Origin of the sequence: Sphingobacterium detergens (assembly GCF_003610355.1) — a bacterium.
Classification (GTDB): Bacteria; Bacteroidota; Bacteroidia; order Sphingobacteriales; family Sphingobacteriaceae; genus Sphingobacterium; species Sphingobacterium detergens.
Genome location: NZ_RAPY01000003.1, coordinates 259,804 through 285,241, shown reverse-complemented (window position 1 = coordinate 285,241; position 25,438 = coordinate 259,804). Strand labels below are relative to the sequence as shown.

The window sequence follows — 25,438 nt, the reverse complement described above, 5'->3', positions numbered from 1 at the left end:
CTAGGATTTTTTTCTAGCGGTTTTTTTATGCCCGGGAATCCTCTGTAACATGTTGGTTAGGTATATTAAATAATGTTTACTTAACATAATAGATAGAATAAAGTTTTTATTTTTGAATTATTAAGTCTTTGAAAGCTCAACAATTATGAAAATTAGAAATTTATTATTGCCATTCCTTTTGATAGGTCTATCTACCTCTGGTGTGATGGCACAAAGTAAAAAAATCAAACATGTCGTTTTAGTGGGATTCGATGGATTCGGTGCTTATGCGTTGCCTAAAGCTGAAATGCCAAATCTTAAAAAGATGATGCAAGACGGAACCTATAGTACACATGTGCGTACCGTTTTACCTTCGTCAAGTGCGGTGAATTGGGCTTCCATGTTGATGGGGGCTGGGCCGACAACACATGGTTATACCGAATGGGATAGTAAGACGCCTGAAATCCCTTCAACTGTGAAAACTGAAAATGGAATGTTTCCTTCTTTGTTTAATGCTGTAGCCCAGAAAAATTCTAAAGCTCAATTTGCTGTGGTACATAGCTGGCCTGGGATAGGATATTTGATTGACAATAAAGTCGTTCAAAAAATCATTAATACCAAGGATGATGATGAAGCAGCATTGAATACCACTGTCGATATCATCAAAAAAGAGAAACCGACGATTACTTTTGTACATTTCGACCAACCCGATGGCGTTGGTCATAATATAGGGCATGATACGCCAGAATATTACGCTGAACTAAAAAATGTTGATCGACGGATCGGAACTTTACAACAAGCCGTCAAGGATGCAGGTATTGCTGATGAAACCATCTTTGTTGTCGCTGCAGACCATGGTGGAACGGGTAAGGGCCATGGCGGTAAATCATTGGCAGAAGTTGAGATTCCTTGGGTTATGACTGGGCCGGGAGTACCCAAAGGTAAAGAAATCAAAGGGACAGTCATGATTTATGATATCGCGCCTACATTGACCTGGTTGCTTGGCGCACCGCTTGATGCTGCTTGGCGTGGTCAGGCAATTAAAGCTTTTCAGCAATAGCATACATTTGCCCAATAAAAAAACCTTCAGTTTTCACAAGCCTCAACAGCTATAAAAGTCAACTGAAGGTTCTTTCTCCGAATAAACTGAACGTAGCAAGCTCATTGATACCTTGGTAAAAAAATACGTATCAATAAAAAGCAGACAATGCAGAAATAAAAATCCCCAGAAGTTTTCGCTCCTGGGGATTTTTTATTGGATCTATTGACAATCGTTATATATCAACAACTACATCCATTTTGAAGTCATCATCTTTTAGGTGGACGATTTCTGTCGCTTTTTCGTAGTTTGTCGATTTCTTAGAGAAGAAATCGTGTTGTGTCGTTTCTGTATTCAAACCATTCAATACAATTGGGTTGACTTGTTTTACTTCAAAGATCGGATCAAAACCTAAGTTCATCAATGCTTTGTTTGCATTGTAACGAACATATTCTTTCACCTCAGCAGTCAAGCCTACCTCAGTGTAGATCTCTTCTGTGTACTTCAATTCGTTTTCATACAAGTTATAAAGTAAAGCCAAGAAACGTGCTTTTACCTGATCTTGATTCTTTAATTTTTTGAATTGATCTTGTGCCATCAATCCTACGAATACACCGTGAATAGATTCATCAGCGATGATTTTCTTGATGATATCTGCAGAAGCAACCATTTCACCTTGACCACATAACCACAAGGGTAGGAAAAATCCAGAATAGAACAAGAAAGATTCCAACAATACGGAAGCAGCCATAGCCATGTAGATCTCCTCATCGGAAGCATCTTCTTTATCGATAGCACGGTAATAACCGTCGATCATCTGTGCTTTGTATTGCAGGTATTTATTTTGTTGAACCCACTCGAAGATATCATTGATTTCAGCTGTCGTTGAAACCGTTGTGAAAATAGTTGAATATGATTTCGCGTGAATGGCCTCCATCATACACATATAGGACAATACAGCTTTATTCTGTAAAGTATCTATGTGGTCGATGATTTTTGGCATACCTGTATGACTCTGCAAGGTATCTAACAGGGTCAAACCACCTAATGCTTTTTTATAGGCATCTTTCATTTCTGGGCTGATACGTTTCCAACTATCGATATCTTTTGATGGAATGTATTCGGTGTCAATCCAGAATTGACGAATGTTTTGTTCCCAGAACATCAATACATAATCGTTCTCGGGAGTATTCCAATTGACAGCTTTATATGTTTTACTCATTTTTATTTTAAAGTATTAGGCATTTATTATCATGTATTTGAATTTCTGATCTGTTGATTAAGCCAAAAGTTGCCGATAATTTGGCAACTTTTGACCTATTCACATTATATATCCAAATACTAAAATCTCAAGATTAGGCTGAACAAGAGACACATTCGTCGATGGTCGATTTTCTTGTCCGTGTGTAATAAAGGGATTTTAATCCCAATTTATGTGCATAGATATAATATCTAGACAAATCTCTTGTGGAGTCTTTCGAATTGGTATGCAAAATTGTAGATACCCCTTGGTCGATATGACGTTGGATGACCGAAATCAATTTCAATACTTTGAACTGATCCATATCATAAGCCGATTTGAAGTAGAAATAGTTATCGTTTGTCAAATATGGCATTGGGTAGTAAGTTGTACTATCACCATATTCACGTACTTCAATAATATCCACAATTGGCATTACCGACGCTGTCGCATTCATGATATAGGAAGTTGATTGATTTGGAGCAATCGCCAAACGGTATGCATGGTAGATACCATGTTCTTTGATTTTTGCTTTTAATTCTAACCAATCTTCAACAGTTGGAATGTGTATACCCTCAAACAATTCAGTTACCTTAGCTGTTTTTGGAATATAATCACGGTTCACGTAATTATTGAAATAAGTGCCATCTGCATAGGCTGATTTCTCAAATCCAACAAATGTTTTACCACGTTCTTTGGCAATTTCCATAGATGCTTCCAATGAATAGTAGTTCATCATCATGAAGAACGTATTGGCAAAATCCAAGGCTTCATTAGATTCGTACATGATAAAGCTTTTCGCAAGATAACCGTGTAGGTTCATCGCACCAAGTCCTACAGAGTGCAATTCACGGTTTGCTTTTGCAATCGAAGGTACCATATCGATGTTGGTTACATCAGTGACCACTGTTAGCGCACGCATCGCTGTTTTCACTGTTTCTTTGATGCGTTTGTTGTCCATCACCGTAGCGATATTCAACGAACCAAGGTTACAGGAGATACCATAACGGATCGTATCTTGTTTACCATAGATCTCGATATCGGATACTTGTGATACCTGCATGATCTCGGTACATAGATTGGAGAATTTCACCTGACCAATTTCATTTAAAGCATGTACACGGTTGGTGTTTTCTTTGAAGAAGATATAAGGGTAACCTGACTCTTTTTGTGTCTGTGCGATTTTAACCAACAGATGACGTGCGTTGATTTTTTTCTTTTTGACATTTGGATTGGTGATCAACTCATCGTACATCTTGTCCATATCCATTTCATCCAAGAATTGTCCATACTCTTGTACGACTGTATGTGGGTAGATCAAATAACAAGGTTCATCTTTCTCCGCTAGTTCCATGAACTTGTCCGGAACGATAATACCGATTGAAAGTGATTTGATACGTACTTTTTCGTCCACATTGATTTTTTTACAATCAAGGAACTCTTCAATATCAGAGTGGAAGATATTTAAGTATACTGCTCCAGCACCAGGACGTTGTCCTAATTGATTTGCATAAGAGAAGGTATCTTCCATGATTTTCATGATCGGAAGTACACCACCTGCACGGCCTTCAACACCTTTGATCGCTTCGCCACGTGCACGGATTTTGGAGATATTGAATGAAACCCCACCACCGATAGAGGATAATTTCATTGCTGAATCAACCGCATAACCGATACCGTTCAGGTTGTCACCAATTTCATCCAAGAAGCAGGATACCAATTCCCCAGAGCGTTTTTTACCTGCATTCAAGAATGTTGGTGTAGCAGGCTGATACTCTTGGTTGATCATAATTTCGGCGTATTCTATCGCTTTTTTTACACCTTCTTCTCGTGCTAAGAATAGGGATACAGCAACAACGCGGTCTTCATAGCGTTCCAAGAATTTTTCACCAGAGTCGTCGCGTAGCGCATAGCTCTGGAAAAATTTAAAGGCTGCCATAAAGGATTCGAAACGGAATTTTTTAGCATACACATAATTGAATACCTCTTCCATTTCTTCAAATGTAAACCATTGGTAAAAATCAATATAGTAGTTGTTTTCTATCAAATAGTCTATTTTTTCTTTCAATGTATAAAAGAACACAGTGTTCTTATTTACATATTCCAGGAAATATGCGCGAACAGCTTCCTTATCTTTATGTAAGCTGAACTCGTCATCATGCTTAATCATGATTTCATTATTAAGCAATATCCAGTTTTTTGCTACTTCGTTTGCTACCATCGCAAAAGTTCTTTAAGATGTCAATAAATTGGTTTATGTCTTCCATTGTTCCGGACAGTTCAAATTTGAACGCCAGTGGAATGTCAAAATCCTGTGAAATACGATCAGCTGCCAAACCGAAATTTGGTCCCCAGTTGCGGTTGCCACTGGAAGTTACGGAATAGATATTTTTAGCTTCTCGTTTCATGAATTCTTTTGTGTTTTCGGGCACCTGTCCAAAATTCGTGGTAAATGTGACCAAATGGCCCGGCTGATTTACCTCAAGGTCAGCGCTGATTTTATGGATCTGCCAGCCAGTGATCTGTGCGACTTTGTCCATAAAACGCTGTACGTTACCCGTTCTGGAATCGTAATAAATGTGTATCATACTGCTGTCTTTAATTTAATGATACCCTCGATTTATTAAAGTGCAATGGCAGCCAATTCTTCTGGTTTAAAGCCAATGATACGGTGTTGAATTTCTTCATCTTCCAATACGATAACTGTTGGTACTGTACGGATTTTGAATTTTGCGGCCAAGTCAGGTTCATCAAAAGGATTAACCGTTTCATATTGGATACCTTTTTGATCCAAATAAGCCGATACTTGTGCACAAGGAGCACAATCGTTTTTCTCAAATTTGATAATTCTTGCCATGTTTGTATGTTTATTTTTTTTATCCAATCTTCGTAGAAAAAGAAAGGTTGTTACTTCGTTGAATTGCCAATTCTTTCATTAGCTTAACAAATATCATATATTTTCTTGCGAAGCGGTAGTTTGACTTTTCCACATTTTGGGTAAAAGTTTGTCATAGGATGCGTTTACTGCTTGCTGGATGTGTTAAGTGTCTGTTATAGTGATGAATATGAATGTGGATAACTTTAAATCAAGAAATTTTACCTGTTTTTTACGAAACAATCTAAGTTTAATTTTACTGTCATAAAACGGCTACAATACTTGTTTTTTTTTCATAAATTTATTACATTTTATTGCCCTAATTTGCAAAATAAATTTATGAAGAAGCTATGCTATGCTCTCTTGTTGTTACTGTCGTTGAAGACGCAGGCACAGGAGAATATCACGTTCCAAAAACCGACTTCCGAAATTTTGGCTTTGGCCGATTTTATTCGACCGCCCCAAATAAAAATGTCAAGTGACAACAAGTGGATGTTATTCACGTACCGTTCGACCTATAAGAGCTTGGAGGAACTGGGACAGGAAGAAATGAAATTGGCCGGATTGCGCATCAATCCGCGTACAAATATGGAAAGTTCAACGATCTTTTACAATAAGATTGGTTTGAAGAAAATTGGACAACAGTCGGAAGAAACGGCCTTTGTTGGAATGCCAGAGAAACCCTCTTTGTCAAATTTTGCATTCTCCCCAGACAATAACCGTTTGGCATTTACAAATACAAATGAATCAGGAACCGCACTGTTTGTATTGGATTTAGCAGCACGGACAGTGAAACAATTGACAGCTTATAATCTGAATGCAACATTGGATGCGCCCTTTCAGTGGTTGGGCAATTCAACACGATTAATTATTACAGCCTTACCAAAGGAAAAAAACGCCTTATTGGATCCTGCCAAGGATCTGCCGACAGGACCTGTCGTATCAACAAGCGAGGGTAAAGTATCTCAACTCAGAACATATCAAGATTTATTGAAGAATCCACAGGACGAACAGAATTTTGAAACATTGGTACAATCTAATCTACAGTTCGTGGATTTGGAAGGTACAATTTCCAAATTTAAAGATAAAGATATTTATACCGGGGTTGCCTTTTCGCCGAATGGTGCTTATGTCATGGTAACAACAATCACAAAGCCTTATTCTTATGTGGTACCAGCCTCACGTTTTCCGCAGCAGACGCGGATCTATGATCTATCTGGAAAAGAGATTGCACTGGTTAACGAAGTGCCGCTAACGGAGGTCATCCCTAAAGGATTCTCCTCTACACGTCCAGGCAGGCGTTCTTTGCAGTGGCGGGACGATCAGCCGGCAACCTTAGCTTATGTTGAAGCGCTAGATGGTGGTGATGCTAACAAACCGTCAGAATTTCGCGATGCACTTTATACATTGGACTTCCCTTATACAGGTGCGGGAAAGCTGATTTTCAAAACTAAAGATCGCTATGCGGGGGTTGTTTGGGGCAACGATAAATATGCATTGATTCATTCACAATGGTATGATACACGTAATGCGAAAACCTTTGTTGTCAATCCTTCTACTGGGGAATCCAAATTGTTGTATGATCGCAACAGCCAAGATGTCTATAATGATCCAGGTACAGTATATCAGCAAAAAAATGCCCTTGGAACATACAGCATGTATCTGGACAAGGACAAAGTCTTATTTGTAGGCAAGGGCTTTACCAAAGAAGGTGAATTTCCTTTTGTGGAAGAGTTGGATTTGCAAACGTTAAAGAAAAAACGCTTATATACGGCAGCGGCCTCGGAGCTACAGGAACGGATCGGAGAGATTGTCAATCCAAAAACGGGTGACTTGTTGATCTCGCTTCAGTCGGCATCGGTCTACCCAAATTATTACCTGAAAAACATGAAATCAGGCAAACAGGTTGCATTGACAACATTGGAAAATCCATTTAAATCACTTGAAAAAGTTCATAAAGAAATCTTAAACTATAAACGTAAGGATGGGGTAGCGCTTTCGGGTACATTATATCTGCCGGCTGGCTATGATCTGAATAAAAAGGAGAAATTACCCTTATTGATGTGGGCTTATCCAAGGGAATATAAAGACAAAAATACAGCTGGTCAAAGCACGGCGAACCCAAAGGAATTTACTTTTCCAAGCTATGGATCATTTATTTATTGGGTATCAAAAGGCTATGCGGTCTTGGATAATGCCGCATTTCCGATTGTAGGAGAAGGAAAAAAAGAACCGAATGATAGCTTTATTGAGCAATTGGTTGCTAATGCAGAAGCGGCAATCAATGCTGTGGATAAACTGGGTTATATTGATCGAAAAAAGGTTGCTGTGGGTGGGCATTCGTATGGAGCCTTTATGACTGCACACTTATTGTCTAATTCAAAATTATTTGCAGCTGGGATAGCGCGTTCGGGAGCTTATAATCGGACATTAACACCATTTGGTTTCCAAAGTGAGCAACGTAACTTTTGGGATGACCCAGCGCTGTACATGACGATGTCTCCATTTGTCAGTGCTGATCGGATGAAGACGCCATTGCTGCTCATTCATGGTGGAGCGGACAATAATCCAGGAACATTTACCCTACAAACAGAACGTTATTTTCAGGCTTTAAAGAATTTGGGTGCTCCTGTACGCATGGTGATTTTGCCGCGTGAGGCCCATGGTTATGTAGCGAAGGAGAATATCTTTCATCTCTTATGGGAGCAGGATCAATTCCTTGAAAAATACCTAAAGAACTAGTCGTTGTATTTGAATGATAAAACCTGCATGCTTTGGCGAGTACCAGCCATTATGAAAATTGACTGAAGGTTCTTTCTGGTCAATAAACCGGCTATAGGGAGCTCGTTGATGCCTTAATGGAAAAATAGAATCAATAAAAAAAACGACAATTCAAAAAAAATAGGCTGCCTTGAGACAGCCTATTTTTTTTGACTATCCTATAAGGAGAATAAAGTCTCATCAGGTACTTTCTGACTGTATAAAATGTAGGCTAGTGCGTTTGTGCTGTGTTGTAAGTTGATGGTCAATACCTGAATTCCTGGGAGACAATAGCGGAAATCGGCGTATTGTTGCTGAGTTGAAATGTTTCTTGACAGGAAGAAAGCATTGATTATGCATATAATTTTAGTTAAGTTTGGGTAATTTACCAAAGGGAAAAAGAACTAATTATGAGACCTGATATATTTCGAGAAAAATCGCCATTGTCCTCTGATGATTGCTTTGTGGTCTTTGACAGACGAAAATCTTCTTTCACTTTTCCGGTACATATCCATCCTGAATATGAGCTCAACTATGTGGAAGGGGCTTCGGGTGCACAGCGTATCATTGGTAATTCTGTAGAAACGATCGGTGAGCAAGATCTGGTATTGATTGCGAGTCCAGAGCTTGAACATGCCTGGAAAGATGGTGAATGTCAGTCGAATGATATCCACGAAATTACGATACAGTTTCACCCCTCACTTATTGATCAATATCTAGACAAAAAGCAATTTGCAAGTATACAGCAGCTTTTGTCAAAAGCCTCGCGCGGTGTTGTATTCGGTAAAGATACGGTTGACCGGGTGCTTCCTTTGCTTCGCATATTGACCTTGGAGCGTGATGGGTTTTATTCAGTCATGAAGTTGCTTGTCCTGCTTTATGAATTATCAAAAGGTGAGGACATCCGTGTATTATCGACAGCGACAAATTCTGTCTTGAGCAATAGTGAGTTGCTTATGGGACGCTTACAGGAATATGTTGTTGCGAATATCAACAAGGAATTGAGTCTGCCTATGGTGGCCGCGATTATGAACATGAGCAAATCGACCTTCTCTCGCTTCCTGAAATCAGCTACAACATTGAATTTTACAGACTACTTACTTGACTTCCGGATCAATATGGCCGTTCGGCTGTTAAAAGAGGAGACTCCAATTGCTGATATTGTCGAGCAATGTGGTTTTAATAGTGTTTCTTATTTCTACCGTGTATTCAAGAAGAAGAAAGGAATAACGCCCATTGAATACAGAAATAGCCTGCGGAAGCAGCAGATGATTATCTAGCGATCTGGCCGCAACCTACTCCTATACTCAGATTATGAGTACATTTTTTTAAACATAATGATGGTAATGGGCAAGCAAAGGCAATTTGTCTGACAATGACCATATTGCCTGATAAACGATTGCATAGTGTTGTTCAATACTGTGGAATAATTCAATAGAAATGACTTCAGAGTTCAATGAATTATTGTTGTATTGTTTTTAACATGTTGTTTTTCAGTGTGTTGTATTTTTTGCTGAGCCAGTGCATATTTTCCTAAATCGCCTTTCCTTTTAGGAGCGCGCAATCGTTTGCGTTCGTTTTTGTTAAAGTCCATTTACCTGAAATATGAAGTAAAAGTGCAATACAAATGACCTGATCTTGCTATTCCTGACTTTTCCTTTTCTCTAATTTCGTTCTATAGACCAATAATAGTATACCCAATTAAGTATAGACATATTATATACAATCTATCTATTTATTGTAAACCTTAAATACACAAATATGAGAAAAACAGCTCTACTGCTTTTACTTTCGGCTTATGGCACATTGGCTTGGGCACAACAATCCCAAAAAGTAAGGGGGAAAGTCCTTGATGCAGATAATAAGCCCGTGGCGGGGGCCACGGTAAACATCAAAGGTAGCACCGGGGGGACAAAAACTGATGCTGATGGTTCGTTTGCGCTTGATGTTCAGAAAGGGAAAACCTTAAAAATTACCTATGTGGGGATGAAGGAACAGGAGATTCTTGTCAATGATGCATCAACTTATAGTATTGTGCTTCAATCAGGAACCGATTTGGATGAAGTTGTTGTTATTGGATATGGTACAGTGAAAAAAAGTGATCTGACGGGCGCTGTGGCATCTGTTACAGGTAAAGATCTACAGGCAAACTTAGCCAAAAGCGCGGCAGGTGCTTTGCAGGGAAGAGTTGCAGGGGTGACGGTATCTAGCGCTAGCGGAACGCCAGGTGCAGGTATGAGTATTAATGTCCGTGGCCTAAGTTCTATGGGGAATAATGCACCTCTTTACGTCATTGATGGGGTATTTGGCGATATCAATATGGTGGATCCCAATGATATTTCTTCACTGGAAGTGTTGAAAGATGCTTCAGCTGCGGCGATCTATGGATCTCGGGCGGCCAATGGTGTTGTTATCATTACGACAAAAGGCGGTAGAAAAGCAACTCCAGCGACTTTAAGCGTAAATGCATACACGGGTATTCAAAGCCTTCCTAAAAAAATGGATTTGATGGATGGCCCACAATGGAAACAGTTTCAACAGGATAACGGATACCTACCAACGGAAGCGCAAAATCTGAATACGAATACAAATTGGCAAGACGAGGTATTTCATACAGCCCCAGTTAATAAGGTCAACCTAGATATTTCGGGTGGAGGAGAACAGTCTACTTATAGTGTGTCCGGAGGTTATTTAAATCAACAAGGTATTTTGAAAACTACTGGTTATAAAGCATTCAATCTACGTACAAAAAATACCTTCAGTTTTTTTAACAACCACTTACGGGTAGGAAATACCTTTTTGATAAAATCAGGTGACCGAAAATTTTCAGACCTGACCATTACAGATATCTTACGACAAAACGCGCTGGTACCTATTTATGATGCCAATTTAGTTGGAGGATATGCTACTTATGCTCCGTGGATGAAGAACTTGGACAATCCAGTAGGGGTTTTGAACTTATTTAACCGACATGTCTATCAGACAGATCTTATGCTCAATGGATATGCTGAAGTAGATTTGTTTGTTAAAGGACTGAAATATAAATTAAATGTTGGGGTCAACAAGACAACTGGCCGGAATTATAATAAAGGGGATGCCTATACGTATGGTACCGATGTGCGTAAATCTTTTCTCAATGAAAGCGCATTTTTTAACAATCAATGGTTAGTAGAAAATACATTACATTACGATAACACGTTTGACAAACACACCATTTCAGCTTTAGCGGGTTATTCCGCACAGGAAAATACGAATCGAGGTTTTGGTGTGGGAAGAAATAATCTCCCATTGGGGACTGATGCTATTGATGCCGCTTCTCCAACAGAACAAACGACTTCTGGAAGCCTAAATGAGGCTGCATTGATCTCTCAGTTTGGACGGGTAATGTATAGTTATGATAGCCGTTACCTACTTACAGCTACAATACGTCGCGATGGTTCTTCCAAATTCGCGGATGGAGCACGATATGGGGTATTCCCGTCTATCGCTTTGGGCTGGAATGTGATGAATGAGAAATTCTTCGAAACAGCAAAAGGTACAGTTAATGAATTTAAACTACGTGCTAGTTATGGTCGACTAGGTAATCAGGAAATTGCAAATTACACCACACAACGGATAACTACTTACGGTATCAATTACTTACAAGGTGGTACCTGGTGGCAGGGAGCAAGTACAGGTATCAACTGGGTTTCGCCCCGAAATCTGACTTGGGAAGAAACTGCGACAAGCAATATTGGATTGGATTTAGCATTTATGCAGAAGAAATTGAACATCAGTGCTGATTATTACGTACGTGAGACCAAGAATATTCTTTTAGGCATCAATCAACCTCCTTCCGCTGGACTTAAAGGAACACCAGTAATGAATGCGGGAACAATTAGCAATAAAGGTTTTGAGTTATTAGCGACATACAAGAATTCTGTTGGAGAATTGAACTATAACATTGGCGTGAATGCTTCTACGGTGAAAAATAAAGTGAAAGCAGTTACAGTAGGTAATGTTCAGGAATTTGGTGGCTATAATCCACAAGGTGAGGGAACAATTACTTGGGCAAAAGTTGGTTATCCAATTGGCGGTTTCTGGGTGATTCAAACCGATGGACTTTTCCAGTCAGATGCAGAAGCACAAGCCTATAAATCAGCAGATGGCAAAGTAATTCAACCAAATGCTGCTGCCGGGGATATCAAATTTGTAGATTATAACAAAGATGGTCGTATCGACAATAATGACCGTCAGTATGTTGGTAGCCCTTTTCCAAGTCTTGCCTATGGTATTCGAGGAGGTCTAGATTATAAAGGATTCGATATGGCTGTCTTTTTTGATGGTATGTACGGTAATAAGATTTATAATTATACCCGAGCTCGCATGGAACAAACCAACGAAGTGAACAATCATTCCGCTCGTTTATTAGAGTCTTGGACCCCCAGCAATACGAATACCGACATTCCTCGTTACACTAGACAGGATCCAAATGACAATAAGCGCCGGGTCAGTGACCGTTGGATTGAGAGCGGGGCTTTCTTCCGTTTAAAAACTATTGAAGTAGGATATACATTGCCAGCACAATGGCTAAGTAAGGCTACTTTGAAAAATGCACGCGTATTTCTGGCTGGGGACAATTTGTTTACAGTGACAAAATATAAAGGCTATACACCAGATTTAGGTCAAAGTAATGGTGATAATGGAACACCATCGGGTGTATTAACAGCTGGTACGGATCATGGCCGTTTTCCATTGGCTCGAACCATTATGTTTGGTGTCCAAGCTAATTTTTAACGGATAATCGATCTGTTATATAAATAAATTTTATGTTTTAAATACGATATAGATGAACTTTTCAATAAAAAAATATACGGTTATAGCAGCGTCCTTGTTGTTCTTAGGAGGTTGTAAGTCAGATTTTTTGGATCGAACCAATCCTAATTTACCTATTGAGGAAACCTATTGGAGAATTGAATCCGATGCTCAATCTGCCATGGCTACTATTTATTCGCCAATTCGCTCACAAATGTCAGGCTATTACGGAGCATATGGTGGTTATCAAACGATGAATAGGGCGGATGATATGTGGTTTCTCAGCGGTGAAGAAGCATTTACCTGGGAATATATCAATTTTCTCAATTCGGCAGGTACACCAGAGAGCGATTTCGGTAGCTTATATAATGGGATAAACAGAGCGAATGTATTTTTGAAAAATATTCCACGTGTTTCGATGGATGAAAACAGGAAGAAGGAATTGATCGGGGAAGCGAGCTTTTTAAGAGGAATGTATTATTTCCTGCTGGCTGCAAATTATGGTGATGTGCCTTTGAGATTGTTGCCAACAGATGATGATCCAGATGGTGCGAGCAAGCCTTCCGCTGCAGAAGCCGAAGTATGGAAACAGGTAGTTGCAGATTTTAAAATAGCGAAGAACAATCTACCGCTAACACGATCTGCCGCCGAAGCTGGGCGAATTACAAAGGGGGCAGCGGTTGCCTATCTAGGTAAGGCACTTGTATACAGTAAGCAGTATGCTGAGGCCGAAGCAGAACTGAAAACCTTATTGACAGCACCCTATACTTACGATTTGACGGCTAATTTTGAAGATAATTTCAAGGAAACAACCAAGCTTAATAAAGAGTCAGTTTGGGAAATAGTCTACGATAGCAAATTTGGAGGAGATGGAAATTGGGGTGTAGATTGTGCTTCTTGCGCAATGGGGTTTGTTCTACCTAATTTTGCTGGACCAGATGGTACAGGTGCTTGGTTTAAATTAATGCCGGGGGCAGCTGTCGTTCGTGACTTTATTTCCGAAGAGCGTCCTGTGGGCTCTGATACGCGCTTTGATAAAAGGATGTATACAAGTTTCTTTTGGAAATACTCTGATTATGAAACAGGGCTTACTGATGGTGCCTGGTTTGGTAATCAATCTTTCGACCTTATGTGGAGCAATGCTGGACCTAAACGTCAACGCGGCGAGCCTACTTTTCCCGCAATTGATGGTAAAACTGGTCGTTTCCTGATTAAGAAATATACTAACTTTTATAGAAATATCTCCGGAGCGAATAGCATGTATGACGCCGCTAACCGGAATAATAACCTTCGCGTATTCCGTTTTGCTGAGGTTTTGTTATTGCATGCCGAAGCCTGTGCAAAAAATGGAAATACAGCGGGAGCTGCATCTAGTTTGAAGCGTGTTCGTGATCGTGCGGGTTTAGCAAATAAAACCTGGGCCAATGCCGATGAGCTGATGAAGGAGGTGATCAAACAAAATGAGCTGGAATTTTTCTTTGAAGGACATCGCTTTTTCGATCTAAAACGCTGGTATACACCAGTACAAATGAAACAGATCTTTGTCGATAATAAAAAGCAGGGCGCTAATAATTTCCAGCCTAAGCATTACTATTTACCGATTCCAGAAGCTGAAATTAATACAAATTCAAAAATTCAGCAGCATCCATTGTGGCGATAGGTGTGAGATAGCCTATGGCTTCGGTCGACACTGAACATGGTAAGTTATCTAATTAAAAATGTCCCCCAAAAAGCAGTAATTGATAGTACAATACTGCATACATAAACCTAAATTTTTCTCCAGCAGCAGTATTCCTGCTGCTGGAATATTAGAAAAGCTCGAATTTAACGACATAAACGTATGATAGCAATGAGAAAAATAGGTAGTACTTTTGCAGATTTGTTCTTATATGGAGCAACCTTACTGTTGCTGTTTGTTTCTTGTAAGAAAGATCGGGAGACAGCAGTAGAATCAACAGCTAAGCTTTCCCTAGATCTAAAGGTTAAGGATGGCGAATTGCTACTGGACATCACGAAGAAAGTGGATGAGTATATCTTCAATTTTGAAAAAGGAAGTATAAACATTCCATTGACGGATATTTCAAGAATAGAACCTGAACTGACCCGCTGGCGGACTGATCTGACGTTTAGTGACGGTTCCAAATTGGTCGTCCCGACGAAAGGCACATCACTCGATTATATTATTGAAAAGATCAAGCTCAATCCCTCCGGGTATAATCCGTTGGCGGCGATGGTCGATGTGTGGTTACCTACTTATGGTCGTGTGAAAGTGACCGTGAAAGGAAAAAATGGAGCTGCGGGTGCAATTACACATTTGTGCCATACCGATATTCCGCGACAAAGTGTGCCTGTACTGGGCTTATATCCTGATCACGATAATGTTGTCGATCTGATTTTTACCGATCGGGAAGGCAATGAAAGAGGGAAAACGACGATACATATCCAGACTGCGGCATTAAGTCTGCAGGACTTCCCAAGGTGGAAGATTGTAAAAGCTCAAGCCGGTAAAATGGAGCCAGGCGTCAATCTGGTTCATTATCCAGGTCAGAGCGAAGCTGATGTTTCACTTCCTTATATGATCGATCAGGAAGGGGAATTGCGCTGGCTTCTGCAGCTCAAATCATCTCCCGAACTAAATCGACTCTCTTATTCCATTGGCCTCAAACGTACTAAAAGTGGAACTTTTATTGCGGGTGACCAGGCGCAGCAAAGGGTAGTGGAAATTGATATGTTCGGTAATCTGAAGCGAGAATGGGATCTTGCTAAACTAGGATTTGGATTTCATCATGAAATTACAGAGGCTGCCAACGGAAATTTTTTAATAACTGTCACAAAAACAGCCGCACGTTTGGTTAATGGTGAACCCCGTATCAATGACTTTATCGTTGAATTGAATCCCCAAACAGGGAGTTTAGTCAATGAATGGGATCTGGCCAAGCAGCTGGATACTACCCGTTATATAAAACCCGATGGTATTACTCCACCGGCATTTTCACAGACGGCAAATAACTGGGCACACAACAACTCCATTGCCGAAATAGGAAATGACTTGCTGGCGACCTTACGTTATCAAGGTATTGTGCGTTTTAACCACGCAGGACAGACTCAATGGATGATTTCACCACATAAATTTTGGGGTGCCAATTATCAATCGTTGTTGCTGAAACCTATTGCCGAAGATGGTACAGTTATTACCGATCCTGCTGTCATCAATGGTGATGCAAGCATTGTGGGATTTGACTGGCCCTGGGGCCCTCATACACCAGTGGCACTTTCCGAAGATCGTATTTTAGTCTTTGATAATGGCTATAACCGAAGCTGGATCCCCAATTTTGGAACCGGTGTAAACAATTATAGCCGAGTGGTCGAATATAAAATTGATGCGGCTAAGAAAACAGTGCAACAACTTTGGTCCTATGGTAAAGAAAGAGGTGCAAATGCATTTTCTCAAGCTTTATCGGGGGTACAATACCTGCCGCAGACCGGTAATATCTTGTTTTTCCCAGGTATGGGGGTAAAAACAAGCATAGGAACCGGAGGCCGTGTGATGGAAATCGATCCGAAGACAAAGGAAGTTTTGTTTGAACTTGAAATAGCTACCGGCAGCGGAACAGCATTTCACCGGGTAACACGTATACCACTCTATCCAACGAATTTATAAATAATTATTTTTTTTGAACTTACGTAGTTTTATGTCCGAATCCTTTGAGCGTCAGCAAGCTTATATTATCGAAACACAACGTTTATTATTAGAAAAAGCAAACGTTGGATTATCCAGTCCTGGAAAAATTGTCACGCGTTATTTTAATCCTGTTGTCACCAAAGAACATATTCCGCTTACCTGGCGTTACGATTTCAATCCATTGACAAATCCTCATTTTTTGGAACGAATTGCCTTCAACTCAACCATGAATGCTGGAGCAATCTATTGGAAAGGAAAGTACCTGCTATTCGTTCGTGTGGAGGGAGTAGACCGAAAGTCTTTCTTTGCAATTGCCGAAAGTGACAATGGAATAGATCAATTTCGCTTCTGGGATCATCCAGTCTCACTTCCGGATTTGGAATCTGATGAAACCAATGTCTATGATCTTCGGCTTACGGCACATGACGACGGCTGGGTCTATGGAATTTTCTGCAGTGAACGCCGTGCGTCTGATGCTGCTCCAGGCGATCTTTCTAGTGCCGTCGCTTCTGCAGGGATTATTCGGTCAAAAGATCTGATACATTGGGAACGTCTCCCTAATTTAAAGGCGGACAGTCAGCAACGCAATGTGGTGCTGCACCCTGAGTTTGTACAAGGAAAATACGCGTTTTATACACGCCCCCAGGATGATTTTATTCTGGCAAAAAGTGGTGGTGGCATTGGATGGGCCTTGGTGGAGGATATCACCAAAGCTGTTATCCAGAAGGAAAAGATTATTAATAAACGTTTTTATCATACGATCAAGGAACTTAAAAATGGGGAAGGACCGACACCGCTAAAGACGGAGAAAGGCTGGTTGCATCTCGCACACGGAGTCAGGGGTACTGCAGCGGGCTTACGTTATGTATTATACCTCTATCTCACGAGCCTAGAGGATCCAAGTGAATTAATTGCGGAACCTGCGGGCTATCTCATGGCTCCCGAAGGTGAGGAAAGGGTGGGGGATGTTTCCAATGTGCTTTTTTCTAACGGTTGGATTATGGATGCAGATGGTACCGTGTATATTTATTACGCCTCCAGCGATACGCGGACACATGTTGCAGTTTCTTCTGTGACGAAATTGCTGGATTATTGCCTGAATACACCAGCAGACGGGCTCCGCTCAGCGGAATCATTGCGTAAGGTGATTAATCTGATTGATCATAATATGCACTATATAAACAATAAGAGTCGGGGAGAGGTTGGTCATCTTTCACAATAGTACTCGATCTAGAAGAAATACAACGTGTACCCGAGTTACAGTAAATGATCGTAAATTGTATACCTAAAATAATGTGCTTAACACACGTTATGCAAAGGCGCGATGAAAGATATGATAACAAAATGTGCAATGAAAAAAAACAATACTATGTTAAAGAATGTTTGTGTTAAAATTCTCGCTTTGATCAGTCTTTTCAGTTTGGCGTTTTCTGTGCGGGCTCAAGAATCGGGTACCTTAAAAATTATCTCCTATAATATTTGGAATGGTTTTGAGAAGCAGCAAGATCGAAAGGATAAATTTAGTGATTGGATGCGAAAAGAGCAGCCTGATATTGTGGCATTGCAGGAGCTGGTCGATTTTAAGCAAGCAGATCTCGCACAATTGGCTAAAACATATGGACATACTTACACAGTTTTGTTAAAAGAGCAAGGTTACCCTGTCGGTATTTCCTCACGTTATCCGATCAGACTTGTAAAAGCACAAGTAGATCAGTTTTGGCATGGGATGTTGCATGTGAAGATCAAAAATTTAGATCTTATCGTAACACATCTAAGCCCTTTTTCCTGGAAATATCGGCTTGGAGAGGCAAGACAAATTGTGGAATACGTAAAGAATAATCGCTTGGACAGCTGTATTATTATGGGAGATCTAAATGCCTACTCCCCACTAGATGCCATTTGGTTGGAAACGCAGTCTGTATTGAAGACAAATTTGGCGAAATGGGATCAGGAACATCCACAGTATGGCAATATGAACGGAAGTAGATTTGATTATCGTGTATTATCAACTTTCCTGGCCGCCGGTTTTGACGATTGTATCGGGCGGTATGTATTTCCTGAAATCAAACGTGCCAGCTACCCCGCAGCGACGCTTTACAATTGGAAATGGGGAGACTCCCGGTTGGCTGGTGTTTCTGAACGTCTTGATTATATTTTGTTGTCTGACCCTTTAGCATCTCATGTGAAGCAGGTGGAAGTGCATAATGGTCCTGCACTGGAGGGCATATCCGATCACTACCCAGTTTCGGTCGTGATTGATCAATTGGAGAAATAGAAATATAATTGTAGATTGCGGATGACCACGAAAAGAATATTCATGGAAATTTCCGTAATAGATATAGTTATCATCGTCAGTTATTTGCTTGCGATGATTGTAATCGGTTTGATCCTTAAAAAGCGAGCCGCCAAGAATCTTGATTCCTATTTTTTAGGCGGAAAAACGCTTCCCTATTACATGCTCGGTATTTCTGATGCATCGGGCATGTTTGACATTTCAGGAACCATGTGGATGGTTTACCTTGCTTTTGTATATGGCTTAAAAAGCATGTGGATCCCTTGGTTATGGCCTGTTTTTAATCAGATTTTTTTGATGGTCTATTTGTCGGTCTGGTTGCGGCGATCCAATGTCCTCACCGGAGCAGAATGGATCCGTACACGTTTTGGTCATGGTCGGGGAGCTGATGGCGCCTATACCATCGTCATTCTATATGCCATTGTTGCGGTAATGGGTTTTTTGTGTTACGGCTTTATCGGTATAGGGAAATTCATGGAAGTTTTTTTTCCATGGGAACAAGTATCTCGCTTTATTCCATTGACGATTGATCCAGCGATGGCTCCTCAACTGTATGGTATTTTCTTTACAGCGATTACGACTTTTTACGTCATGCTTGGTGGGATGCACAGTATTGTGTGGGCGGATATGGTCAAGTTTGCTATTATGATTATTTCGGGGATTGCTATTGCTGTCATTGCTATGCAGCAGGTTAGCCCTGAACTATTGGCGGCAAACACACCGGAAGGCTGGGACTCTCCTTTCTTCGGTTGGCACCTGGATTTGGACTGGAGTACTTTACTTCCCTCCATCATGGATCGGATCGCCGATGATCAATATAATCTTTTTACGGTATTTGTCATGATGATGCTATTTAAAGGGTTATTTATGAGCATGGCAGGACCGGCTGCCAACTATGACATGCAGAAGATATTGGCCTGTAGATCCCCTAAGGAAGCGGCCTTAATGAGCGGTTCGGTGTCGGTCATTCTACTTATCCCACGGTATCTGATGATTATGGGGTTCACAGTATTAGCGCTAGTATTTTTTCGGGATGAATTTGCACATATGGGCAATCAGATGGATTTTGAAATTATTCTGCCTAAAGCTATCAGCCGCTTCGGCAAGGTTGGGTTGACTGGGCTATTGCTAGCTGGGCTATTGGCGGCATTCATGTCTTCATTTGCTTCAACGGTAAATGCTGCTCAGGCTTATCTTGTAAATGACGTGTTGTTGAAGTTTATGTACCGGTCTGCTTCACCCAAAAAGCAGATCCGTCTGAGTTATGCTGTATCAATCGCTGTGGTCGTCTGTAGCACTATTATTGGCTTATATGTGCAGAATATAAATTCCGTTTTACAATGGATTGTTTCCGCGTTATATGGCGGTTATATTGCCGCAAACGTATTGAAATGGCATTGGTGGCGTTTTAATGGTGCCGGATTTTTTTGGGGAATGCTAGCGGGCATATTCGGAGCGATTATTTTACCGCAGGTTTTTCCGGATACACTGCCATTGTATTTCTTTCCTTTTTTGTTTGTCCTATCTTTATTGGGTTGTTTTGTAGGAACATGGTTATCCCGACCCACCGAAGAGGAAGTGTTGGTAGACTTTTATGTGCGTGTGCGTCCTTGGGGATTTTGGGCCCCGATTCATCAAAAAGCCCTAGCGAAATATCCGGATCTCAAGAAGAATGATCATTTTAAACGGGATATGGTCAATGTGGTCGTTGGCATTGTATGGCAATGTTGTCTGACCTTGGTGCCCATGTATATTGTGATCAAACAGGGACAAGGGTTACTCGCAACAATCTTGATATTGGGTATTACTACACTTATACTGAAAAAGAACTGGTATGATAAGATGAATCGTGATGAGGAGGAGTATAATGCCTTTATGGTAAAGTACGGGTTGAATAAAACAGACAAGACGGTCACTGAAAAGACGATTATTGACTAAGCATACGAACTGCTTTTTGACCATATTAAAGCTGTTCGATCCTATAAAAATAGGCTACCCGTCGTACTTTGACCGGTAGCCTATTTTTATAAAACGGACTTATGGGATCAGCTAGTTACTTGCTTTGACCTTAAAAGGAATGACGTATTCTCCCCATTCCAGTGAAATATTACCTTCGGGAGTCGCATTTATTTTGAACTGTTCCTGACTGTTATCTGACTTACCATTACTGACTGAAACGCGTAGCGCATCATCTTTAGCGTCATATTTTGTACCCCATTGATTCCACACTTTGCTGAACATAAGGGTTGTTTCGTGTTCTCCAGGGATACTATAAAGACCATATTTCCCTGCGGCTAGTTTTTTTCCTTCAACCAATACATCTTTATTGAATTCGATCGTAGTGGCTTCATTGGCGCCTGTACGCCAGACTACACCGGCAGGAACAATATCAACTCCGAGCTTGCGACCTTTGAGTGAAGGACGGCTGTAATTGATGTCGATGGTAACACCATCGGTTGTGGTTACCTTGGTGTTGTCTGGAGGACTTGGACGTTTGCTTTTGTCTGTCTGGGCGAAGCTAAGTTGACCGATTAGGGTCAAAATCGTTAAAATTAGTACTCTCATCTGTGCTTATTTTTGATTAAACACTTAAATATAAGATTTTTATGTGATGAAAATAGCATTAATTTTAACAGATATAAACGACTTGGCAAATTGTTCAAACCGGTTTTTAATCTTGTCGGAAATATAAATACAGTTCCCGTTTCCTATTATTACTCAAGCTAGTCCATTGAAAAAAGGACGAGTTTATCTTCAAATGTCTGTTCGCTCATAATAATACAGCCCAAAAGTTTTTTTGTCTAACTTTTGGGCTGTGGTCCATTCTCTAATTTTGAATGTGTTTATTTTTTTACTGCATTTAAATCGCAGCTTTTTATTTTTTACACCAGATATTCGAATAATGTTTGATCTTTATTGATTTCAATGACATCGAATTTGTATTCTTTCATTCGTTCGATCAATGTTTCGTAATCTTCAGGCTTGTTGAGCTCAATGCCGACTAGGGCTGGACCCCTTTCGCGTTCTGTTTTTTTGATAAACTCAAACCGGGTGATATCGTCTTTAGGACCGAGAACCTCGGAAACGAAAAGTTTTAATGCACCTGGGCGCTGTGGAAAGCGAACGATAAAATAGTGCTTGTATCCTTCATAAAGTAGAGACAGTTCTTTGATCTCACTCATGCGGTCAATATCATTGTTGCCACCTGAAATAATACAGACTACTTTCTTCCCTTTAATTTCATCTTTGTGGAACTCCAATGCGGCAACAGAAAGTGCTCCTGCAGGTTCAACGACGATTGCATCTTTATTGTATAACTCCAAAATACAGGTACAGATTTTACCTTCAGGAATAGAGCGTGTATCATCAAGCAGTTGCTTAGCAATGGCGAAGGTTGTAGCCCCTATTTTTTTTACAGCAGCTCCATCCACAAACTTGTTGATGTGCTCTAATTCAAAGGGTGCGTCGTTTTCAAGTGCAGCTTGCATCGATGGTGCACCTTCAGGCTCTACACCGTAACACTTGATCGCTTTGTTTTTGCTTTTCAGGTAATAGCTTGCTCCGGCAGCTAGTCCACCACCACCGATCGGAATAAATATGGCGTCCATATCCGGAAGATCCTGCAATGCTTCAACGGCTACAGTACCTTGTCCTTCCACCACTTTGAGATCATCAAATGGCGGAATGAAAGTCATACCATGTTCTTCCGTGTATGCCAGAGCAGCTTTTTGACAGTCATCAAATGTATCGCCAGTCAATACAATTTCAACATTGCCATTACCCCACATTTCGGTCTGTGAGATTTTTTGACGAGGGGTCGGTCCAGGCATAAATATAACACCTTTAATGTCTAATTTGTTACATGAAAAGGCCACACCCTGGGCATGATTACCTGCACTTGCACAGACTACGCCACGTTGCCTTTCTTCATCTGTCAACGAAATAATCTTATTGTAGGCACCACGTAATTTATAAGAACGTACGACTTGCAAATCTTCTCTTTTGAGATAGACTTCTGCGTCATATTTTTCGGATAAATGCCGATTATATTGTAGGGGGGTACGATTGACCACAGATTTGATGCGCTCAAGTGTAGCTTCGGAATCGATGTTTAGGGTTGATAGATCCATAGTTAGATGATATGTCTAATGAAGGTAGTAAAGAAAGCGGGGATATCCACCGCTATGCTGGAGATGCTACCTATACTGTGTTTAAAAGTTGATTTAAATTTAGTTGATTTTTATGAGAAAGACCACGAGCGAATAGAACAAAAAAGTTTATACATGTGATTGTGAAATCCTCTTAAAAAATATGTTCTTGATAAAAAAAGGCTGCATCAGCAGCCTTCCCTTTTTTATATCTTTTCTTGGATGAGGCTTTTTAGGTCATCATCACAAATATTTTTCTTTTCGTCGGCCAAAACCAAAAAGCGTTGATAGCAATCTGCAAGATCATCTTTTTCAAGATGGAAACCTAAGCGCTCTAAATGGTGTTTAAGTGCATGTCTTCCTGAACGGGCAGTTAAGATGATATCTGCTTCATCAAGACCCACATCTTCGGGTCTGATAATTTCATAATTTTCGCGGTGTTTCAAGAAGCCATCTTGGTGTATACCTGAACTATGGGCAAAGGCATTCCGGCCAACAATCGCTTTATTGGGTTGCACAGGCATGTTCATCATTTCACTCACTTTACGTGATAGATAGGTAAACATACGGCTATCAATATTTGAAGTTAAGCTACCGAAAGCTTGGTTGTGTACTTTAAGGATCATCGCAACTTCTTCCAAGGAGGTATTACCCGCACGTTCACCGATACCATTGATGGTACATTCTACCTGACGGGCACCGTTTTGTATTGCAGCAATGGAATTGGCTGTAGCTAGTCCTAAATCATTATGACAATGTGCAGAGATGATTGCTTGATCAATATTCCGTACATTCTCCTTGAGATACTTGATTTTAGCACCATATTGGTCTGGTAAGCAATAGCCGTTGGTGTCTGGAATATTCACCACTGTCGCGCCAGCAGCAATCACTGATTCAATCATTTTAGCTAAAAATTCCAGATCGGCACGTCCCGCATCCTCCGCATAAAACTCGACATCTTCCACATAGGATTTCGCATGTTTTACAGCCGCTACCGCACGCTCTAAAATTTCTTCACGCGTACTATTGAATTTATATTTGATATGCATATCTGAAGAACCAATGCCGGTATGGATACGTGGGCGCTTGGCATATTTCAATGCCTCGGCAGCGACGTCAATATCGTTTTGATTAGCACGGGTTAATGCACATATAATAACATCATTCACCGCCTTGGATAACGCTACGACAGATTGAAAATCTCCGGGGCTGGAAACAGGAAAACCGGCTTCGATAATATCGACACCTAGTTTTTCTAAATCCTTCGCGATCTCAATTTTCTCTGGAGTAGTTAATTGGCATCCTGGTACCTGTTCGCCATCACGTAATGTGGTGTCGAAGATGTAAAGATGATTAGGATCGTGTAACATAATTTCTTAATTCAAAAGATTTATAAAAAAACGTAAGAAGTAAAACTCCCTACCCATATCTCATTACTATTTAATAAACGCTAATACTTTTTCACCCATTTCTTGCGTACCTAGGACTTTAGATGCCTCAGTATGGGCATTGGCGATATCTCCCGTTCTCCAACCTGCTTTTAGTGTTTCAGCAACAGCATTGGTCACTGCTTTTGCTTCTTCCTGAAGACCAAAGCTAATGTCAAGCATTAATGCCGCCGATAGAATTGAGGCAAGTGGATTCGCTTTATTTTGGCCCGCGATATCATGTGCCGAACCATGGATAGGCTCGAAGAAACCTGTTCCATCACCGACTGAAGCTGAGGCCAACATCCCCATTGATCCCGCGATCTGCGATGCTTCATCTGTCAAGATATCACCAAAAAGATTCGCTGTTAATACGACATCAAATTTCTTCGGATTCTTAACCAATTGCATTGCTGCATTGTCGATAAACATGTGTTCTGTTTCAACATCAGGGTATTCTTTTGCAATTTCTTGGACAACTTCTCTCCATAACCGGGAAGTTTCCAATACATTGGCTTTATCAACTGAGCATAATCTCTTGTTACGGGTACGGGCAGCATCATAAGCTTTACGTGCGATACGCTCTACTTCATAACGGTGGTAGTTCATCAAATCTGAAGCAAAGGTATTGTCCTCATTGCGGTTTTTCTCCCCAAAATAAACGTCACCCGTCAACTCACGGAAGAAAAGAATATCTGTTCCTTGTAGGATTTCAGGCTTTAAACTCGACGCATCCAATAATTCATCAAATAAAAGGATAGGACGAAGATTGGCATATAAACCCAATTCTTTACGGATCTTCAATAAGCCTTGCTCGGGTCTTACTTTAGCAGATGGATCGTTGTCGTATTTGATATGTCCGATCGCGCCGAAAAGGATCGCATCTGACGCTTTTGCTTTCGCTAGCGTTTCATCCGGAAGCGGATTTCCTGTAGCCTCAATCGCAGTGTGTCCCATGATCGCTTCATCGAAACTGAATTCATGACCATAATTTTCACCAATCTTTTCTAAAACTTTTTTACCCCATGTTGTTACTTCTTGGCCAATGCCATCTCCGGGGATGATTAATATGTTTTTTTTCATTGCTTTCTTAGTATTGCGTATTGAGATATGAGTATTGAGATGCTATTTTTATAAATTTTGAATATCCATCCACTCATGTCTATTGTCTAATATCTATTGTTAATTATCGTTTTCCACA

Annotated in this window: 17 protein-coding genes; 9 read left to right on the top strand and 8 right to left on the bottom strand. The window is 40.5% G+C overall.

What is annotated here, in order from left to right; genetic code table 11:
• Nucleotides 1-145 precede the first annotated feature (145 nt).
• The gene (locus DFQ12_RS16860; RefSeq protein ID WP_120260227.1) at nucleotides 146-1,039 is read left to right on the top strand and encodes an alkaline phosphatase family protein; all 894 of its coding nucleotides are present in this window, start codon (nucleotides 146-148) and stop codon (nucleotides 1,037-1,039) included.
• Nucleotides 1,040-1,253: 214 nt separating this feature from the next.
• Here DFQ12_RS16860 and nrdF read toward each other — a convergent pair whose 3' ends face one another.
• The 4 genes from nrdF to DFQ12_RS16840 all read right to left on the bottom strand — a co-directional run bounded on the left by nrdF (nucleotide 1,254) and on the right by DFQ12_RS16840 (nucleotide 5,115).
• Complete coding sequence (gene nrdF / locus DFQ12_RS16855) at nucleotides 1,254-2,240, bottom strand: class 1b ribonucleoside-diphosphate reductase subunit beta (protein WP_104383770.1); 987 nt, start codon at nucleotides 2,238-2,240, stop codon at nucleotides 1,254-1,256.
• A gap of 133 nt (nucleotides 2,241-2,373) precedes the next feature.
• Nucleotides 2,374-4,479, bottom strand: coding sequence for a class 1b ribonucleoside-diphosphate reductase subunit alpha (gene nrdE / locus DFQ12_RS16850; RefSeq protein WP_120260226.1), 2,106 nt, complete (start codon nucleotides 4,477-4,479; stop codon nucleotides 2,374-2,376).
• The gene (nrdI, locus tag DFQ12_RS16845) at nucleotides 4,439-4,846 is read right to left on the bottom strand and encodes a class Ib ribonucleoside-diphosphate reductase assembly flavoprotein NrdI (RefSeq protein WP_120260225.1); all 408 of its coding nucleotides are present in this window, start codon (nucleotides 4,844-4,846) and stop codon (nucleotides 4,439-4,441) included. Before nrdI ends, nrdE begins: the two co-directional genes overlap by 41 nt.
• Nucleotides 4,847-4,881: 35 nt before the next feature.
• Nucleotides 4,882-5,115, bottom strand: a complete 234-nt coding sequence (locus DFQ12_RS16840; RefSeq protein ID WP_077437059.1) for a thioredoxin family protein — start codon at nucleotides 5,113-5,115, stop codon at nucleotides 4,882-4,884.
• A gap of 357 nt (nucleotides 5,116-5,472) precedes the next feature.
• Here DFQ12_RS16840 and DFQ12_RS16835 point away from each other — a divergent pair, with 357 nt between their 5' ends.
• From DFQ12_RS16835 to DFQ12_RS16800, 8 genes are all read left to right on the top strand, one after another.
• The gene (locus DFQ12_RS16835; protein WP_120260224.1) at nucleotides 5,473-7,875 is read left to right on the top strand and encodes a S9 family peptidase; all 2,403 of its coding nucleotides are present in this window, start codon (nucleotides 5,473-5,475) and stop codon (nucleotides 7,873-7,875) included.
• A gap of 428 nt (nucleotides 7,876-8,303) precedes the next feature.
• Entirely contained in the window at nucleotides 8,304-9,173 is an 870-nt protein-coding gene (locus tag DFQ12_RS16830; protein WP_120260223.1) for an AraC family transcriptional regulator, read from the top strand.
• A gap of 481 nt (nucleotides 9,174-9,654) precedes the next feature.
• Nucleotides 9,655-12,669 (top strand): SusC/RagA family TonB-linked outer membrane protein, encoded by a 3,015-nt coding sequence (locus DFQ12_RS16825; RefSeq protein WP_120260222.1) that lies wholly within the window; start codon nucleotides 9,655-9,657, stop codon nucleotides 12,667-12,669.
• 52 nt (nucleotides 12,670-12,721) lie between these two features.
• Entirely contained in the window at nucleotides 12,722-14,347 is a 1,626-nt protein-coding gene (locus DFQ12_RS16820) for a RagB/SusD family nutrient uptake outer membrane protein (RefSeq protein ID WP_120260221.1), read from the top strand.
• Nucleotides 14,348-14,536: 189 nt separating this feature from the next.
• The gene (locus DFQ12_RS16815) at nucleotides 14,537-16,348 is read left to right on the top strand and encodes an aryl-sulfate sulfotransferase (RefSeq protein ID WP_120260220.1); all 1,812 of its coding nucleotides are present in this window, start codon (nucleotides 14,537-14,539) and stop codon (nucleotides 16,346-16,348) included.
• Nucleotides 16,349-16,379: 31 nt separating this feature from the next.
• A complete protein-coding gene (locus DFQ12_RS16810) occupies nucleotides 16,380-17,591 on the top strand; it encodes a glycoside hydrolase family 130 protein (protein ID WP_120260219.1) in 1,212 nt (403 codons plus the stop codon).
• Nucleotides 17,592-17,738: 147 nt separating this feature from the next.
• Nucleotides 17,739-18,644, top strand: coding sequence for an endonuclease/exonuclease/phosphatase family protein (locus DFQ12_RS16805; protein WP_167457300.1), 906 nt, complete (start codon nucleotides 17,739-17,741; stop codon nucleotides 18,642-18,644).
• Between the two features lie 42 nt (nucleotides 18,645-18,686).
• Entirely contained in the window at nucleotides 18,687-20,600 is a 1,914-nt protein-coding gene (locus DFQ12_RS16800) for a sodium:solute symporter family protein (protein WP_120260217.1), read from the top strand.
• Between the two features lie 111 nt (nucleotides 20,601-20,711).
• Here the strand turns inward: DFQ12_RS16800 and DFQ12_RS16795 are convergent, their stop codons facing one another.
• The 4 genes from DFQ12_RS16795 to leuB form a co-directional block, all read right to left on the bottom strand.
• Entirely contained in the window at nucleotides 20,712-21,227 is a 516-nt protein-coding gene (locus tag DFQ12_RS16795; RefSeq protein WP_120260216.1) for a DUF2911 domain-containing protein, read from the bottom strand.
• A gap of 317 nt (nucleotides 21,228-21,544) precedes the next feature.
• Nucleotides 21,545-22,792, bottom strand: a complete 1,248-nt coding sequence (gene ilvA, locus DFQ12_RS16790) for a threonine ammonia-lyase IlvA (protein WP_120260215.1) — start codon at nucleotides 22,790-22,792, stop codon at nucleotides 21,545-21,547.
• 224 nt (nucleotides 22,793-23,016) lie between these two features.
• Complete coding sequence (locus DFQ12_RS16785) at nucleotides 23,017-24,180, bottom strand: 2-isopropylmalate synthase (RefSeq protein ID WP_120260214.1); 1,164 nt, start codon at nucleotides 24,178-24,180, stop codon at nucleotides 23,017-23,019.
• Between the two features lie 66 nt (nucleotides 24,181-24,246).
• Nucleotides 24,247-25,320 (bottom strand): 3-isopropylmalate dehydrogenase, encoded by a 1,074-nt coding sequence (leuB, locus tag DFQ12_RS16780; protein ID WP_120260213.1) that lies wholly within the window; start codon nucleotides 25,318-25,320, stop codon nucleotides 24,247-24,249.
• Between the last annotated feature and the right edge of the window lie 118 nt (nucleotides 25,321-25,438).